We start from the raw sequence: 17,081 nt of genomic DNA on the forward strand, positions 1-17,081 counted from the left end.
CTGGTGGACCACCTGATGGTCCCGTCTCTCCTGTCGAACCTGTTGCTCCCGTTGGACCTGGTGGTCCTGATGGTCCTGTTGCTCCTGTTATTCCTGTTGGACCAATTTCAGGTAAAGGGAAACAACATTGAAACGGTATACATCTATTCTTTTTAAATTTGCTCATAGTTCTCACCTACCTTATAGAAAAAACAACTTTTCTAAATACCTACACCACAACATATGAACCTTCCAAATATAAGTATAAGGAAAACGCCTATGAAAACCACAATAGAATCATACAATTAAGCCCAATTTCACATTTTCAAATATAAACGGTACTGTTAAAAAAATATATTCACTCCAAAACATTTTTCACATATATACTGTATAAATGTATGGTTAACATAACCCATGGTTCTGGTGCAAAAATAAAATACAGGAGAATAAAGCACATATATTCCTATTGGAATCAGTATTTTTTACAAAATTTTCAACAATTAAAATAAATTCAGATAAAAAGATACTGAGAAGATTCATCTCATTATAAAAAGAATCCCTTACATTTGAGCAGAGATTGTTCAAATGTAAGGGATTTATAACTTATCTCTAAAAAATCGGATCATTTTGGTAGGCGAATAACTTATAACACCCACCTTTTTTATAAACTTAAAAATTTACTTTCTATATTATCTTGTTCGCAACGAATGGTAGTAAGTCGCTATTAATGTCATTAACATTGGAATAGTAATGACAATCGAAAACATGAAAACTATTTCAAATATTGTACTTAATAATCCCGAACTCATCGAAGAAACTATATAACTTACAATCAGTAAGGCCGTACTGATTGCAACTGTTGATATAACTGGTTTTCTAACATTTTTAATCTTTTCCCTTTTTGTTTCTGCATCTGTATAAATCGGCTTTGTACCTGGTTTCGCTTTAAATAGGTGCATATTATAGCTTGAACAAACATACTCCCAACCTGCCAATTCAAACATTTCGACATACTCTTCTAAATCATTCTCACCTAATTCTCTAATATCAAGACTAAAAATAACATCTTCAGCATTTCCTTTTTCTAATTCATATCCCATTCTTTTAAAGCGCTTCACAATCCATCCTTTTGCAGCATACTTTCTTAACTTTTTAAAATCCTTATTTTCAGAAAAAGCAATTCCAAATGATGTTATATATTTTGTTTCTCCCATTTTAGTTCTCCCCTTTTAATCCATTTTCAGCAAATTCAAGCATCGTTTTACGTCTCAAGATATCTTGCTCTAACACTTCTCTTCCTTTATCCGTCAAAACATATACCTTTCTACGTGAATCTGAGTCATCAAATAATTCAATGTATGATTGGGATATTAACTTTTTAATGATTGTATATAGTGATGCAGGCCCAATTACTACTTTTCCATTCGTTAATTCTTCAATCAAACTCATCACCGCATAGCCATGTCTAGGCTTTGTAAACCCTGCCATAATATAAAATACTGAATCGGTTAATTGTTCTAGTGACTTCATTTTATCCCCACTCTCTATATCACTTAATGATATATCTATAAATAATATATCATTAAGTGATATATTAAACAATAAAAAAGATGGAATGAATATATACATCCATTCCATCTTGAAATAAGATCCTTATTAAACTTTAATTCAAATCCACAATTAATATGGGTTTGAATTTTGGATTGCTTAAGTTTTTATACATAAAGATTAATCATTTTTTGTGATCTTTCCTCCATTACAGCGCCGTATCTTCATTTCTAGCTGACAGTTACTATTGAGGAATTATCTATCACTCTTTATTTTATATATACTTTTCTTTAATTTAGGCTTCTTGTGTAACCTTACATTGGTTCCATTAATATCTAAATCAATCTTTTCTTCCTCTAAAATCTCCATTTTCTCCTTATGTTCTTTTTCTATTCTATCTCTTTCTTCTTTTCTCTTAGTCGCTTTGGGACCAATTACGAACAGAATTAAGAATATACTCACCATTACAACAAAAGTGGTCACTAGTACCTCTCCTCCTTTGCCAAAACTTCGTACAACAAAATCCTTTTTAATGTTTAAGACTTAAATCAGCAACCTAGAGGAGAACAAGTACTGGCATAATTACACAGAAACATTATAGATACTACCTGCACTATTCCTCCTTCTCCTTATATAAACCAAGATTATAAATGACGCAGTAAGGCCGGTACTAGCAATGTCATTACAAATATAAAAATTGAACTATATCTCAAACTTGAACTCCATTTTCCATATTTGGGATGTTCAAATTTCTTATAAAGCATACCTAATGCTAAAGATATTAAAAACATCAATACAGCTGTCCCTAAAATTATAGAAGTGATTAAACCCACCATATTACTCATAAAGGTTTGAAAATCAAAAGAACGTGTTGTCAACATTAACACTGGTAGAATCCTTATTAATAGAATGAGAATAAAGGAACCTACTCCAAAATAGATAGATCTTTTTTTCCACTTTATATGTTTAAACCATAAAGAAGCTCCAAAAACTAATAATGAAATTAAAATTACTACAGAAAGAATAAGGAAAATAACATCAAAAAATGCAGGCACACTCACATGGACTGCACCATCTACTTTATTTCCCCCATCTTTTATTACATCACTGCCGCCATTAAACAAAGAACCAAACCAGTCTACAATCCAATCGGTCATCCAGGAAATATCAAATGGTAAATCTTCATTTTTTATTTGTGTAGGAGCAACTGAGTTGAAAATTTTCAAATTCTCCTCCCCCTTCATTAAAAATTCTCCCCTTTACTTTAAGTATATAAATTTCCTTAACCAAAACTAAGAAAGTATTAAATCATACTTGATTAAATAGAAGAACCACACTTATGAATAAAAATTTCATTTGTTACATTTGTACACTCGCGTTTTGATGACTATCCATTGCATTTAGCTTTTTCCCTATTTGGGAATAAGTAAAAAAGTACCCATCCAATTGTGATACACATAATAATTGGATGGGTACTTTTTACACATGCTTTATTCTGTTCTTACTTACACACACGAGGTTTATACATTTCATAGCGATACATACTGTAGTATATAATTAAATCTAGGAAAACGAAATTTCACAAACCTACGATTATAGCCTCTTGGTTTATCGGATAGAACATATGTATGAATAAACACGGCATAATATCGTTTTTTCTATCCTTGTAAATGACTTAATATATATCTTTGCGTATTTATGTCTTGGCGTTTTAATGCCGTTACCAGTTCTCGATTAACATCTGATACAGGTAATGGTTCTCCATATATATCAAATAATCTTATACCCAACTTACTTAAAATACGTATATTATTAAGATTCCTACTCTCTTGTGTATAACTAATAATATTGCGTAAATTAATCCCAAAACTTATCATAAACCAACGCTCCCTCTTCAATGTAAATAGATATGGATATACTTCTATTTATTTTCGAGGAATCCCTTGAAGCTTAATAAGCCCTATATATTTCTCAATACCATAACAGTATAATCTCTCTCTTTTTCTACTATAGTGCTACGCCACCGCTTATAAGAAGTATTCAATAGACAACAGTTAAAAAATCAAAAAATCCATTAACGAAACTTTCATTTCCTTAATTTTACTATTTGAAATTTAAAAGCATGGACAATCAAATAATTCAGAATATTCTGTATATTAATGAAAAAAATCGTAGTTAAATTTAATGTATCTATTTCCTGTTATTATCAGAATAAGCCTTTACAGAGAAATGGGGGATATTATGACTGTTCAAGAAAAAAGTAATAAGCAATTGATGGAATTATTACATGAATGGTATGAAGAAATTCGTTTATATCATGTAAAAGAAGCAAAACAGACATATCTACAAGTAAAAGAACGTTTAAAGGAAATAGAAATAGACCAATATGTATCATTCTATTATTCCCTACTGAATTTTAGATATAAAGTCTTGGTAGATGGAATGAGTATTACAAAAGATTCTTTTAATCAAATAGAAAAACTCCCTAATATCAAAGAGGAATTTTCATTTTTAGCTTACTATTATTATTTCTTTAAGGCAATCCACTCTACAATTTTAGCAAATTATACTGAAGCGAAAACACACTATGAAAAGGCAGAAGAACTTTTAATTGATATACCTGATGAAGTAGAAAAAGCCGAGTTTGAGTATAGATTTTCAACTTACTGTTATCAATCTTATCAACCATTTAAAGCGATTCAACATGTAGTAAAAGCCAAAGAAATATACCGGAATCATGTAGGCTATGAAATTAATATTGCTTTATGCGACAATGTATATGGACTGGCTTGTATAGACCTAAGAGAATTTGAAAGAGCGGAAGAATGTCTCAATACGGTTATTGATGTTTTTAAGAAGTATGATGAAGAACAATTATTATTACGAGTACGATCCAATTTAGGCTGGTTATATAATATTCAAGACTTATATCCATTGGCGATTAGACAGAGTTCTGAAATTATAAATACCATACCGAACCATTTTAAAGCATTATTTGTCTTAGCAAGAGCATATTATAAATTAGAAGGCGTTGAAACAGCAAAAGCATATATCGAGCAAGGAATAAAGTATACAAATGAATCAGGGAATGAGGAATATAAGCATCGTTTCGCAGTTTTAAATGAACTAATCACAGAACTACCTAGAATTAAATTAGAAAAAGTAGTTACTGATGCAATTTCTTATTTTGAAAAAGAGGACATGTGGGATTGTGTAAAAGAATATGCAGAGATTTTAGCACTCCAATTTTACGAGGCAAATAATCATGTTAAAGCGAGCAAATATTTCTATATTAGCAATAATGCTGATAAGAAACATTTGAGAAAAGGAGCGTTAAAGTAATGAAAAAAATAAAAAAAGTGTTATTAAGTATGGTAGTAGTAAGTGCGTTAGCATGTAGCATGATTAGTTTAAATGTATCACAACACTCTTCGTTTAATGGTGGAGATACGCCAGCACCAACAAAACCGATTGTCTCTAGTGGGGTATCTATTGATTAACGTAATACATTTTTCTCGCTTTATGAATCAGAAAATTCAGCCTTTTAATTCTTAAAAAATGTTGAATAAAATGGATAAAATATCGAATCCCTAGTCCGAAACACATTTGTTTCGGACTATTCACGTTCTTCTTTCAACTTTTCTATATAATTGTGAGCAGAATGAAAAATATCAAAAAGTTGATTTAGAAAAAGCACTGCCAAAATCTTCAGCAATGCTTTTCGATTAGACGTACTACGATAATGAGCGTCTACTTTCTTCTATATGTTTGCTCATGAATAGAATACAAATTTGTATTTAACATAAGTTCTGTATGTTTAAATATATTTACTTTAATTTCAAAATACGTTCTATTATCTTTATTGTACATAAAGAAAGGTAGAGCATGCAAACAGGCTCTTATGCTATCTCACATAAGAATCTGCCCAAATCCTTGAACTACTCACCACTTAACGTCCTAACGGACTATTTGAAGTGGTGAGTAGTTCAAATATGTGCTCTTTTTATTTAATTTTGTTTACACACTTAAACGAAATTAGCATATATTATTATATACTAATCCAAGACTCATATAGTCTACTTTACTAAGAGCGCTCATCTATGCGCTCTTTTTTTGTTTTCAGATAACACTTCTGTTTAGTTTTCTTTTTGCTGTAAATGAGTTGCATCCCAAACTTCTCTTCCTAGCCTATATATTTCTCGCATATCAGTTGGCCCTGTCCAGTTCCCTGTTTTATCCCATTTCTTTAAGAAGGAACTCATTTTGGAATAAGACTTTAACAAAAGTATTTGCTGGTACATTTTGATTAACTTTACTCACAGCTCTAAAAGCAGATGCTCTTACAAGCTTATTTTTTTTATCATCACAATAATCCACTTTTAGATTAACACAAGGTTCTTCCTCATGTTTTTTTATTACATTTTTCATATTAGTGATACCACTTACTGTTTTTACGTTTTTATATAATTCTAGTTTTTTATTAGTCCAAACAGTTCATATTGCTACCACATACAATATAAAATGTTTGGACTGTATTATATCAATCAAAACTTAAAGTTAGGAGGGTTTAATATGGCAGCATGTACAGGTTTAGCTTGTGTTATATTCTCTTCATGGCCAAAGGGAACAGTTGTTACAATTACCACTAGATCAGGTCAAATTATTGGTCCTGCTACTTTTTCACAGTTCATTGCGAATACTTGTGCGGTTGTATTAGTTGAAGAAGATGTGATAACCCCCTCTTCTACCAATACTATATTCATAAGTTGTGAAGATATTGAAAGTGTTACTTTAACCACCCCTTAAGATGCTTCAGGTGGTTAAAGTTCAATCCATAGTTAAGACATTCTAATGAATGTCTTAACTATGGATAATCTAATCAAAATGCTCCAAAATGTATTATTCCATTGTATCTATCATTTCAATAAGTTGCTTTAAACTGAATTTTCCCCCTTCTAAAGGTTACTTGTCTACACATCCCTCTACATACTTTCATATGATATAGTATATTGTTTAAAGGAGGGATAAATTTGTTCTTATGTAATTTATTTCGTTGTTCAGGTGGAGTATGTAGTATTTTTAAAAATTTACAACCAGGCGAAGTCGTTACTGTGACTGGTAAATCTGGAAATATTATTGGACCTGCTATTTTTACAAATTTTAACCCTAATACTTGTATCGTCACATTAGAAGAGGAAAATTCAGTTACTCCTCCTACTACAAGTATTACTAAGATCAGTTGTAAAGAAATAGAAAGTGTTACATTTATCTCATAATATATTTTAAACCTAAAGCAGGGATTGAAATATGAAACTCTTATACATTACTTCTGGTTACTCAAAAATCTATCAATATCTAGATCAAAGCATACAGAGAACACTTATCGATCAAAATTTCGAATTATTAGCAGTACAGCCGAGTGAATTAATAGAGCAATTGGATTTCATTACGGCAACGTTTCATCCTGATATTGTTTTCACCTTATTAGGTAATCATCTACCACAAAAAGCAATTCAATATTTTAAAAAAAGGAACATTAAATTAGCTGTCTGGTTAACAGAGGACCCATTTTATATAGATACCTCTCTTCTTCTATTAAATAACTTTGATTTTATATTTACTATTGATAGTGAAGCACTTAAATATTATTCAGGTTTAGGATATACCAATGTATACCACTTACCATTAGCAACTAATATAGATGTATTTAAGCCTGGTCTAAGAAATTCGAAATATAAAAGTGAAATATTGTTCATTGGATATCCTTATCCAACCCGAGTAAAATTGATGCAGTTTCTTTTGGAAAAAACCCCTTATCACTATACTGTTATTGGTCAACACTGGAGAAATAAGTTAATTAAAAAATGGCGGAATCACCGAAGAATTAAAATTATAGAAGAATGGATTCCACCTCAAGAAGTTGCACTCTATTATAATAACGCTAGTCTTATATTAAACCCTCATCGTAGTCATCTATTTTCACAGAATAAAAATAAAAATAAAGTGAAAAATAATACCATTAATAATCGTACGTTTGATATTGCAGCTTGCCAAGGCTTTCAAATTATAGAAGAAAAATCTGACCTTTCATCTTTCTTCAATAAAGATGAAATTATATCCTATAATAGCTTTGAGGACTGTTTAAATAAAGTATCTTTTCATTTGAATGATACGATTTCGAAAAGATTAATGGTCGAAAAAATTCATACAAAAGTTATTACACAGCATACTTTTCATGAGAGAATCCATTTTATTACGACTATTTTACAATCACAACTTCATTAGGTTATTAAATTAAAAATATCTTTTCTTCTATAATCATTCTGAATAAATTAAAATGCCTTTTCATTAAATTGAAAAGGCATTTTAATTTATTCAACGAATTCCTAGTAGTATCTAATTGTACCCTATCAAATAAGATCCCACGAAACAGGCGTTCCTTTTTCAATGTCCTTATTCGCTTTCTTTCCGATAATTTTGGATAGGTGTTTTGGTAATAAGCCATTACCTGGTCTAATAGCTTTAATATTTTCTATCGTGAAAGCCTCTCCCGCTTTTATGTTTTCTACAACATATAATGACCTTCTAAATTTTAAAGAATCTTTTTCTAAATCAGTAGGGCCATAATATACTTTCCCCAAAGATTCCCATGCTTTTTCAGTTTCGCTTACTAATAATTTAAATTCAGCAGGTTCCATTGAAAAATCAGCGTCAACTCCTCCATCCGATCTCGAAAGCGTTAAATGTTTCTCAATTACTGTGGCTCCCAAGGCGACACTCGCTACAGATACTCCTACCCCAAGTGTATGATCAGACAAACCTACTTCACATTTAAATAACTCCTTCATATGAGGTATCGTAGCTATATTTGTAGATTTCGGAGATGCAGGATACGTACTTGTACATTTTAATAGAATTAATTCTTTACATCCCTCTTCTCTCGCAGCTCTTACTGTTTCATCTAATTCAGCAATAGAAGCCATACCTGTCGAAATGATTATTGGTTTTCCTGTCGTTGCTACTTTACGTATGAGGGGAATATCAGTATTTTCAAAAGATGCGATTTTATAACAAGAAACATTCAATGATTCTAGAAAATCTACAGCAGTTTCATCAAATGGAGTACTAAATGGTATCATTCCTAATTCTATACAGCGATCAAAAATGGGTTTATGCCACTCCCATGGTGTATATGCTTCTTTATATAAATGATAAAGTGTTTTACCTTTCCATAAGCTTTTCGTATCCTGAATTAAAAAATCACCATTTTCTATATTTAAAGTCATTGTATCTGGTGTATATGTTTGAATTTTAAATCCTTGTGCTCCAGCCTCTGCTGCTGCCTCTACAATTTGCAAGGCTCTATCTAATGATTGATTATGATTCCCTGACATTTCTGCAATAATAAATGGTGGCGAGCTATTGCCAATCTCTCTACCCCCGATATATAAATTACTCATATTTTTCACCTTCAATTTCTTTTTTTATAGCTTCTTTCCTTTCCATCCATTGTTCATAAAAAAGGGTCATTGTAATAACGTCGATAAATTCATTATCCCTGAAAATATGGTTCACATATCTTCCATCTTCCTGGAAGCCGAGTTTCTGATGAAAGTTTAAACTAATACGATTTGATTCTAATATTTCTGCACATACTTTTTGTATGCCATTTGTTTCAAAAATATAGTCTAATGCTACTATACCTAATACAGTTCCAGCACGCCTTACACTCTGTTTGTCTCCTATATAAAATCCCCAATTACAAGTTCGATCTATTTTATTTATTTTTGTAAAATTAACAAATCCAATTGGCTTTTCTTTATATATTAGTAATCTTGCAATCATTGTTTCATCATATTTTAGTTTTTCAAACCATTTATAGTGTTCGTCTATTGTTATTTTATGATCTTCGTACATAACAGAACGAATTTCTTCTGTATTCCTCCACTTTAAAATAAGATTTAAATCTTTCTTTTCTATACATTTCAAATGGAATTTTTCAATGTTTAACATACTATCCTCCTAAAATAATTTTTGTTATTTCATCCGAATTACTGGCACACTTTATGGCAAGAGCTTTATTAGACATTTCTCTCACTTTATCTGAATCTGTTAAAAGTTTGTTTAGACATTTCGTAATGGTTTCATCTGAAACACTTTCAGCTGTACCGATATTCCATGTAGCTCCGGCCTCCGCCACAGCTTTGGTTACTTCTATTTGATTTTGTGCAGTTGTAATTGTTATAGAAGGTAATCCAAGAAAACAGCGCTCCCATGTTGTTGTTCCCCCAGCTCCTATCCCTAAATCCGCTCGTATCATAAACTCTTCAATATTCTCTATTTGACAATAAAATGAAGCGTTTGAAATGCTCTTGCAATAATTTTGAATATCTTTCTTATGAGGATTTTGGCTTCCTACCACTACATCTATTTTTAAAGTATCACTATTAATATTTTGTATAGCTCTTAACGTTTTTAATGTCTCATTCGTTACATCGTGCCCACCAAAAAATATAAAAATATGTTCAACCGCACCCGTTCTTTTTCGTAAAAATTTCTTAGCAGAATGGAACTCTGGCCGTAATATGGCATATTTAGGTCCTAATTTTATTAAAGAGTGCTCTGGTATTAATTCTTTATAGCGTTCATTAAGGCTTTCGTATAGATTTTGATCTAGTAACAACTCACAATCATGTACTCGATCTGCAAGATCATCAATTACCATAATCTTTTTTACAGTTTTTCTTAAAACAGTTTCCCATTTTTTATCTAATCCATAATGATCAACTATTAACCAATCAAATCGTGGGAGTTGTGACAATATATCATTGGTTTGTTGTGCATCAACAAACCAATGACATTTTAGCCAATTTAAATAACTTCCATATACTGCATTTGAGTATTCAGTATTTTCATCATTTGTATCTAATAAAAATACGTGGAATCCCTTACTTAAAATATATTGCTGAAGATCACCTTGTAACTTACGACAAATGAAATAAATTTGCGCACCTTTATTCTGTAACTCCTGAGCCAGTGTTAAACAACGCATAATATGGCCGGTCCCTATTTCAATAGATGCATCAGCGCGAAAGACAATTTTTTTCTCATCCAAGTTACTCCCTCCTCGTTAAAAGTAATACAATTTATTGATTTATAATTTTGTTTCTCTATTTAGCTCATCTACTAATGATTGTTGATTTGCCCATTTCAATTTCACATGACTATTGATTCGAATGAGTTCAGGGGTTCGAAGGATGTAATCTTTTATTTGGTGAAAATATATAGGTTTGGTTTTTACATTAAGATTTTTATAAAGTTCATTGAACAAATCTAAATCTGGTTGTTCATCTAATGTTAACCTCCAAGAAGGATAACAAAATGAAGGAGGGAGTTTTACTATATTGACCCGGAATAAATGAGGATTATTTGTAAAATAAAATGGAAGGTATTCTGTATAGGTTAAGGTTTTCGGGGTTTGTAGCAAACGTTCAATTGCTTCTAATGTGAAAATATCGCCTGCTGTTCCGACAGGTAACGTACTTAGCTGTGCTTGTGTATAATCTGCTCCACTTTTCAAATGTTGCTCTAGTAAATAATTATTGATTTCTGGTGATACAACTGGGCAATCTCCTGTAATCCGCATAACAATGTTTGCATTTTCTTGTTTTGCAGCTTGGAGTATGCGATCTGCGGTATTTTCTGGATCACCTCTGAAAATTTTAACCTTCCCACCTAGATCAAATTTTTCTAAAGGATCATCTTGTGCTACATCTGAAGTAGCAAGTATGACTTGGTGTCCCCCAGGAATAGCTAATGCATTTATAAGACAGCGTTCAATAGAAGGGATTCCATGTATTGGCAATATTGCTTTTAAAGGCAACCTAGTAGATTTTAATCTACAAAGTACAATAATTACTACTTTAGGAGGTTCAATAACCTCTTTCGTTAATGGAGTTCCTGCTTGCAAATTATATAAAGCTACTTGAGGTAATAATTCCTCAAACTGAAGCTGGTTCAGTGCATTTTCAACGATACCTAGTTCCATATCAACTTTATTAGCTGTAATGATTTCTCCTTTTTTTATATCAACTTTTGTTACTGCTCTTAACAACTTTTTGTTTCGCAATTCTAATAACACCCCTTTCATTTAATGTTTAGCAACTCTATAAAACGAAAGAACTTTTCTTACTGCTTTTATTACATCCCCTACATCAACTTTTGTCATTTTAGGAAATAGAGGAAGTGTAATAATTTCCTCATATAAATTTTCGGCTTGTGGACAAAGGCCTTTTCTATAACCCAAATTTTGATAAAACGGTTGTAAATGTACTGGTATATAGTGCACATTCACACCAATATTTTCTTTTTGTAATGCCTCATAAATTTCTTTTCGATTACCCTTTAATAATTTAGTATTTAACCGAATGATATAAAGGTGCCAACTTGAGTGGGTTTGGGGCAATTGCTTTGGTATGATGATTTCAGGTAAACTATTAAATTCTTTATTATAAATGTCTACATATTTCTTTCTAATCTTAATAAAAGAATCTAATTTACTTAACTGTGATAAGCCAAGAGCAGCCTGTATATCAGTCATCCTGTAGTTGTAACCCAAAAATTGCATTTCATAATACCAAGGCCCATGATTATCAAGAAGTTTTTGAGGATTCCTTTCAATTCCATGTGTACGAAATTGAACAAGCTTTTCATAAAGCAAAGTATTATTTGTAGTAATTACTCCACCCTCTCCTGTTGTAATATGTTTCACAGGATGAAAGCTAAACATTGTCATATCACCAATTGAACCAATCTTTTGATTTTTATAAGTGGCTCCTAATGCATGTGCTGCATCTTCAATGATAATCAAGTTATTCTCATTTGCTATTTTCTTTATTTTATCTAATTCTACAGGCTGCCCAGTAAAGTGTACGGGAATAATAGCCTTTGTTTTGTTTGTAATCTTTTCCTCTATAGACTTAGTACTGATATTGTATGTTTCATAGTCTATATCAGCGAAAACTGGCTTTCCACCCTGGTATAAAATACAATTTGCACTTGCTACAAATGTCATTGAGGTTGTAATTACTTCGTCTCCCTCTGTGATTCCAGCTGCATAGCAGGCAGCATGCAAAGCAGCTGTACCACTTGAAAAAGAAACAGCGTAATTTGCCCCAACGTATTTTGCTATAGCCTCCTCAAACTGTTGAATCGTTGGTCCTGTCGTTAAAAAGTCTCCTTTTAATATATCTATAACTGCCTGAATATCATGGTCATCAATTTGTTGTTGACCATAAGGCAAATATGTTCCTCTAACAGGATTTCCCCCATGTATACCGAGAATTTCCCTGGCCATTATTCTTTCTCCTTAGGGTTAATTTTTAAAGATTTAATCCACTCTTCTGTTTTAATAACTCCATCTTCTAAAGAAACTTTCGGTTCCCAATTTAATATTGTTTTTGCTTTTTCATAGTTACATAATAATTTTTGAATTTCACTTTGTGGATGGATATGAGTTACATGTTGAATACTTACTTTATTTCCCGAAATCAATTCTGCTAATTTATTAATTGATATATCTTGTCCTGTTCCTGCGTTGATAATATGACCATTTGCTTTAGAAGAATAGCCTGCTTTCACAACGAAATCTGCACAATCTTCAACGTATAAAAGGTCTCTCGTTTGTTTCCCATCTCCATAAATATTTACTGGTATTTTATCTAATTTATTATTTATAAAAATGGCAACAACCCCACCTTCACCTCCAGTTTTCTGGAATGGTCCGTACGTATTAAATGGACGAATTACCACAACTGGAAGCTTATAAGCATAATAGTAAGATAGAACCATATTTTCAGCAGCTATTTTTGATCCAGCATATGGAGAAGCTGGTTTAATGGGGTCTAATTCTGATATTCCTTGTGTATTAGTAGCTTTATCATATACCATACAAGTACTCATAAAGACCATTTTGACATTATGCTTATGACATTGTTCTAACAAATTAAAAGTACCTATTGTATCATTTTCAAAAGTCGTTCTAGCATCATCTATACTATCTTGAACATTAATACTTGCTGCTAAATGATAACAAAGGTCAAATGAATGATTTTTAAATAATTGGTCAACCGATTTTTTATCTTTAATATCTCCTTGTATACATTGCTTCAAGTTTAAATCATAAACGAACTCGATAATATTTGCTGTAGTTGAATTCGCTAAATTGTCTAATATCCATACTTCATGCTTATCTTGCAATAATCGCTTTACAACCCACCTACCAATAAATCCTGCACCACCAGTTACTAATATTTTCATAATTTCTCCCCTCCTGCTAGTAGTTGCTGGTTTATAATCAAATTTCTAAGTTCTTCTTTTGAAATCGCATCTTGATGATCAGAGCGATAAAATCCTGGCTTCGCTCTATTGGCATTTTCATATTGAGCACCCTTTTTTAGTGGACTTGGTATGATAAACATATCCGGTAATTCAAAAGCCTGTAAAGATTCATCATGTGTCATAAGTTCTTCATACATTTTTTCACCAGGTTTTAATCCAATTTCTTCAATCTTAATACTATCCTTGGACAAACTATACAACTTTGTAACTTCTTCTATCATCACTTCACCTAAATCTTTTAATGAAATAACTGGCATTTTCAATATGAAAGTTTCACCGCCCTTTGCTATTTTCATTGCTTCAATGGTTAACATCGTTGCTTGTTTCAGTGTCATCATAAATCTGCTCATACTAAGATCAGTTACAGTTATTTTGTGATTTTCTTTAATTTGATTTTCAAATAAGGGAATAACAGAACCTCTCGATCCCATAACATTTCCGAAACGTACACTTGCAAATATTGTTTCACTAGATCCTTTTGAATATTCCGCTGATGTTATCAATCTTTCAGCTGTTAGTTTTGTTGCACCATAATTATTTGTTGGTGAAATTGCTTTATCAGAGCTTGTGAAAATCACCTTTTTTACTTTCTGGGCAATTGCTGCTTTTATTACATTTTGTGTTCCAAAAATGTTGGTCAATACCGCTTCAAACGGATTATATTCACAAAATGAAACATGCTTCATCGCCGCAACATGGAACACATAATCAATATTTTCCATTGCGCTATCTAGGCGATCATAATTTCGAATATCCCCAATTAAATAGCGAATATTTTGATTTTTACCCCTAAACTCTTCTTGTAATAAAAATTGATTATATTCACTTCTACTAAAAATTCTTATAACTTTTGGCTTTCCCTCTAAAACATTAGAAAGAATGCTTTTTCCAATTGTTCCTGTTCCACCAATAATTAAAACGTTTTTATTTTTAAAAAACATGGATATGAATACCTCCTCTTTTTAAAATAATGTTTATCCTTGTGCGCTTTGAATTAAGCCTTGCAACTTTTTGGTGCTTACTTCTTGTGGATAATTTTCACTAATAAATTGTTGTCTTAATTCTTTTGCTAGACTTGACTGCAAAGAATCGTTTAGGACCTTTTCAATCGTGCTCACCATATCTTCAATAGAGTGATTTACAAGCCAATCTAATTTATCATAATACTTATAATCTCTATCCTCTAATAACGATTTATAAACAACTACAGGTATATCTAATAACATTGCCTCTAACCCTACTGTTGAATTAGAAATAACCACAAGATTCGCATGTAAAATAACATCATACATGTTCACTTCATTTGTTATATATTTAACATTAGGATATACGTTACTTAACCGAACATATTCTCCCACTAGGTTACGCCCTTTTTCCCAAGGATGAGGCTTTATAATAACTGTGATATTTTTATCTTTAACTAATTCTTCTGTCAATTCGACATAAAATGAAGTTTTAAATGGCTGGGTTGCAATAAAAACCACTTTTGTAGAGGGGTCTATTTTTAATTGTTTAAAAAGATTCTTTTTATCCGTATATACCATATCGAAGATATCATCATATCTGGGATGCCCTATAATCTCAATTTGAGATTCACTGACCCCTTTTTGAAGGTACCAATCTCGTTCATATCTTCCATATACAACCTGTTTTGTAGCGAAAACTGGAAAGTATGCTTCTTCACCCATTATCGCACCATGCTGAAGACAATAACTCGGTATCCCTTCACTTTTAGATAGAAAAGTAAGAGCTCTGCTTGCTATATCCTCCGTTGTGCCAACAATCACACCAGAAATAACTTGTTCTTTAAAAATGAAATATGCCATATTAAGTTTCTCAATCATAATAGGGAGGTCGCTGAGTAATTTTTTTTGAAAAAACATGTTTGAAAATAGTGGATGTTTATTGAACTTTGAATAGATTTTTTTAGCCTTTTCGATGAAAACATGTGCAGTATTAGGGGCTTTATTTATATAATCTGGTGCACAAATTGTAGGAAGACCATAAAGTTCTGTCTTTTTTGATCTAGTTAATATCTTTGTATGATTTGGATTAAAGTGAGTAAAATTACTTACTGAAAAACGGAGATAATCTGAATTCAGGAGAATCACTCCATTTTGATTTATTCTTTTTATCTTTGATTGAAATGAAGACATTCTTTTTTCAAACTCTAACTGCAACTGTGTTTCCTCTATAGGTTCAATTGACAGTTGTTTATAAAAATCTTTTTCTTTCATTTTATTTTTTACATCTTCGTCCAAATATTGATAGAAATTACTCAGTAATGGTAAAGCAACATTATAATGCTTTAATTCTGAAAAAATATTTATATATTCTAGATTTAATAACCAATAATTTTTCAAATAGATGTCACTCAACATTTCACCCTCTTTTTTTTCTTAAGTCTTCTCTTAATTCTTTACATGTTCTTTGTGGTGGTAATAATTGTACAAATTCATTTTTTTCTTCCGCAAATAACTGCGCATGGATTGAATGTGAAGTTATATAATTGATATCTAAAACTTCATCTAAAGGATGAAAATCCCAATAATGATTTAATCTCCAAAAAAAGCGTGCATCTCCAATACGATAAAACTGAGGATCTTCATCCCAGTAAGAACTCCACCTTTTTTCAAGAATCGGCAAAACAGATGCTCTATGCATTATAGAACAATGATCAATTGCGCATGGTGCATTATTAGTAACTTTTTTTGCAGGCCTTTCAACAGTTTTGATAGGTAAATCTGACTCATCTAGATGAATCGTTTTTGATGCAGAATAAATAATTTGAACATCTTTATTCTCATCAAGATAACTAGACATCATTTTAAGTCGCTCTTTTTCGTATTGATTATCATCTGTAATATAAGTAATATACTCCCCTTTTGCATGTTTAAGTGCCTCGTTAATTAAAGCAGCATATCTGACTTTTTTTGTTCGTTCAGAAATATGGCCTACATTACTTTTATAAAAGTGTACATTTTTCTTGTTTATGAATGGTTGAATCACTTTCTGAGTCAGTTCGTTAGAATCATCATCCATAATAAAAAGTTCAAAATCTTGGAAAGTTTGGTTTAATACACTTAATATCGATTTTTCTACAAATGTGGGCTTATTATAACTCGTCATAATAACTGTAATTTTAGGCAAATTTT

The 17,081-nt window shown here is 31.4% G+C and carries 19 protein-coding genes and 1 pseudogene; 5 read left to right on the forward strand and 15 right to left on the reverse strand.

What is annotated here, in order from left to right; all coding sequences use genetic code 11:
* Window positions 1-668: 668 nt before the first annotated feature.
* The 5 genes from B5P40_RS30805 to B5P40_RS30825 all read right to left on the reverse strand — a co-directional run bounded on the left by B5P40_RS30805 (window position 669) and on the right by B5P40_RS30825 (window position 3,404).
* Window positions 669-1,193, reverse strand: a complete 525-nt coding sequence (locus B5P40_RS30805; protein WP_002191480.1) for a DUF2812 domain-containing protein — start codon at window positions 1,191-1,193, stop codon at window positions 669-671.
* Between the two features lies 1 nt (window position 1,194).
* A complete protein-coding gene (locus B5P40_RS30810) occupies window positions 1,195-1,509 on the reverse strand; it encodes a PadR family transcriptional regulator (protein ID WP_113710473.1) in 315 nt (104 codons plus the stop codon).
* 273 nt (window positions 1,510-1,782) lie between these two features.
* Window positions 1,783-2,010 carry a hypothetical protein gene (locus B5P40_RS30815; protein WP_002191478.1) on the reverse strand — a complete coding sequence of 76 codons (228 nt, stop codon included), beginning with the start codon at window positions 2,008-2,010 and terminating at the stop codon, window positions 1,783-1,785.
* A 161-nt stretch (window positions 2,011-2,171) separates the two neighbouring features.
* Window positions 2,172-2,771 carry a hypothetical protein gene (locus tag B5P40_RS30820; protein WP_002016593.1) on the reverse strand — a complete coding sequence of 200 codons (600 nt, stop codon included), beginning with the start codon at window positions 2,769-2,771 and terminating at the stop codon, window positions 2,172-2,174.
* Window positions 2,772-3,185: 414 nt separating this feature from the next.
* Entirely contained in the window at window positions 3,186-3,404 is a 219-nt protein-coding gene (locus B5P40_RS30825; RefSeq protein WP_002191476.1) for a hypothetical protein, read from the reverse strand.
* Window positions 3,405-3,768: 364 nt separating this feature from the next.
* Between B5P40_RS30825 and B5P40_RS30830 the strand changes: the two genes are divergently transcribed.
* Window positions 3,769-4,869 carry a response regulator aspartate phosphatase gene (locus B5P40_RS30830; protein WP_002191475.1) on the forward strand — a complete coding sequence of 367 codons (1,101 nt, stop codon included), beginning with the start codon at window positions 3,769-3,771 and terminating at the stop codon, window positions 4,867-4,869.
* Window positions 4,869-5,027, forward strand: a complete 159-nt coding sequence (locus B5P40_RS30835; RefSeq protein ID WP_000721406.1) for a Phr family secreted Rap phosphatase inhibitor — start codon at window positions 4,869-4,871, stop codon at window positions 5,025-5,027. Before B5P40_RS30830 ends, B5P40_RS30835 begins: the two co-directional genes overlap by 1 nt.
* Before the next feature lie 757 nt (window positions 5,028-5,784).
* Here B5P40_RS30835 and B5P40_RS34145 read toward each other — a convergent pair.
* Window positions 5,785-5,937 (reverse strand): annotated as a pseudogene (locus tag B5P40_RS34145) (ABC transporter permease); the annotation flags it as partial.
* A 162-nt stretch (window positions 5,938-6,099) separates the two neighbouring features.
* On the opposite strand from B5P40_RS34145, the gene B5P40_RS30845 reads away from it, so the two are divergent.
* The 3 genes from B5P40_RS30845 (at window position 6,100) to B5P40_RS30855 (ending at window position 7,812) form a co-directional block, all read left to right on the forward strand.
* Window positions 6,100-6,333 (forward strand): hypothetical protein, encoded by a 234-nt coding sequence (locus B5P40_RS30845; RefSeq protein ID WP_002191474.1) that lies wholly within the window; start codon window positions 6,100-6,102, stop codon window positions 6,331-6,333.
* A 224-nt stretch (window positions 6,334-6,557) separates the two neighbouring features.
* Entirely contained in the window at window positions 6,558-6,803 is a 246-nt protein-coding gene (locus B5P40_RS30850) for a hypothetical protein (RefSeq protein WP_002169373.1), read from the forward strand.
* Between the two features lie 31 nt (window positions 6,804-6,834).
* On the forward strand, window positions 6,835-7,812 hold the full coding sequence (locus tag B5P40_RS30855) for a CgeB family protein (RefSeq protein ID WP_002191473.1): 978 nt from the start codon (window positions 6,835-6,837) through the stop codon (window positions 7,810-7,812).
* Between the two features lie 125 nt (window positions 7,813-7,937).
* Here the strand turns inward: B5P40_RS30855 and pseI are convergent, their stop codons facing one another.
* Genes pseI through B5P40_RS30900 form a run of 9 tightly spaced genes read right to left on the reverse strand, consistent with a single transcriptional unit; the run spans window position 7,938 to window position 17,076 of the window.
* Window positions 7,938-8,987: a pseudaminic acid synthase gene (pseI, locus tag B5P40_RS30860; RefSeq protein ID WP_002169371.1), complete on the reverse strand. Its 1,050-nt coding sequence runs from the start codon at window positions 8,985-8,987 to the stop codon at window positions 7,938-7,940.
* Window positions 8,980-9,540, reverse strand: a complete 561-nt coding sequence (gene pseH, locus B5P40_RS30865; protein ID WP_002016604.1) for a UDP-4-amino-4,6-dideoxy-N-acetyl-beta-L-altrosamine N-acetyltransferase — start codon at window positions 9,538-9,540, stop codon at window positions 8,980-8,982. The genes pseI and pseH overlap by 8 nt, the downstream gene beginning before the upstream one ends.
* A gap of 1 nt (window position 9,541) precedes the next feature.
* Complete coding sequence (gene pseG, locus B5P40_RS30870; RefSeq protein ID WP_002169370.1) at window positions 9,542-10,642, reverse strand: UDP-2,4-diacetamido-2,4,6-trideoxy-beta-L-altropyranose hydrolase; 1,101 nt, start codon at window positions 10,640-10,642, stop codon at window positions 9,542-9,544.
* A gap of 39 nt (window positions 10,643-10,681) precedes the next feature.
* Window positions 10,682-11,677, reverse strand: a complete 996-nt coding sequence (locus B5P40_RS30875) for a cytidylyltransferase domain-containing protein (RefSeq protein WP_002016607.1) — start codon at window positions 11,675-11,677, stop codon at window positions 10,682-10,684.
* The gene (gene pseC / locus B5P40_RS30880) at window positions 11,678-12,883 is read right to left on the reverse strand and encodes a UDP-4-amino-4,6-dideoxy-N-acetyl-beta-L-altrosamine transaminase (protein ID WP_002016608.1); all 1,206 of its coding nucleotides are present in this window, start codon (window positions 12,881-12,883) and stop codon (window positions 11,678-11,680) included.
* Complete coding sequence (locus B5P40_RS30885) at window positions 12,883-13,845, reverse strand: dTDP-glucose 4,6-dehydratase (protein ID WP_002193460.1); 963 nt, start codon at window positions 13,843-13,845, stop codon at window positions 12,883-12,885. Before B5P40_RS30885 ends, pseC begins: the two co-directional genes overlap by 1 nt.
* Window positions 13,842-14,867, reverse strand: a complete 1,026-nt coding sequence (locus B5P40_RS30890; RefSeq protein WP_002193459.1) for an SDR family NAD(P)-dependent oxidoreductase — start codon at window positions 14,865-14,867, stop codon at window positions 13,842-13,844. Before B5P40_RS30890 ends, B5P40_RS30885 begins: the two co-directional genes overlap by 4 nt.
* Window positions 14,868-14,900: 33 nt before the next feature.
* Entirely contained in the window at window positions 14,901-16,304 is a 1,404-nt protein-coding gene (locus tag B5P40_RS30895) for a CDP-glycerol glycerophosphotransferase family protein (protein WP_181150780.1), read from the reverse strand.
* 4 nt (window positions 16,305-16,308) lie between these two features.
* Entirely contained in the window at window positions 16,309-17,076 is a 768-nt protein-coding gene (locus B5P40_RS30900) for a glycosyltransferase family 2 protein (protein WP_002193457.1), read from the reverse strand.
* Between the last annotated feature and the right edge of the window lie 5 nt (window positions 17,077-17,081).

Origin of the sequence: Bacillus sp. SRB_8, from assembly GCF_003264205.1 — a bacterium.
Lineage (GTDB): Bacteria > Bacillota > Bacilli > Bacillales > Bacillaceae_G > Bacillus_A > Bacillus_A mycoides.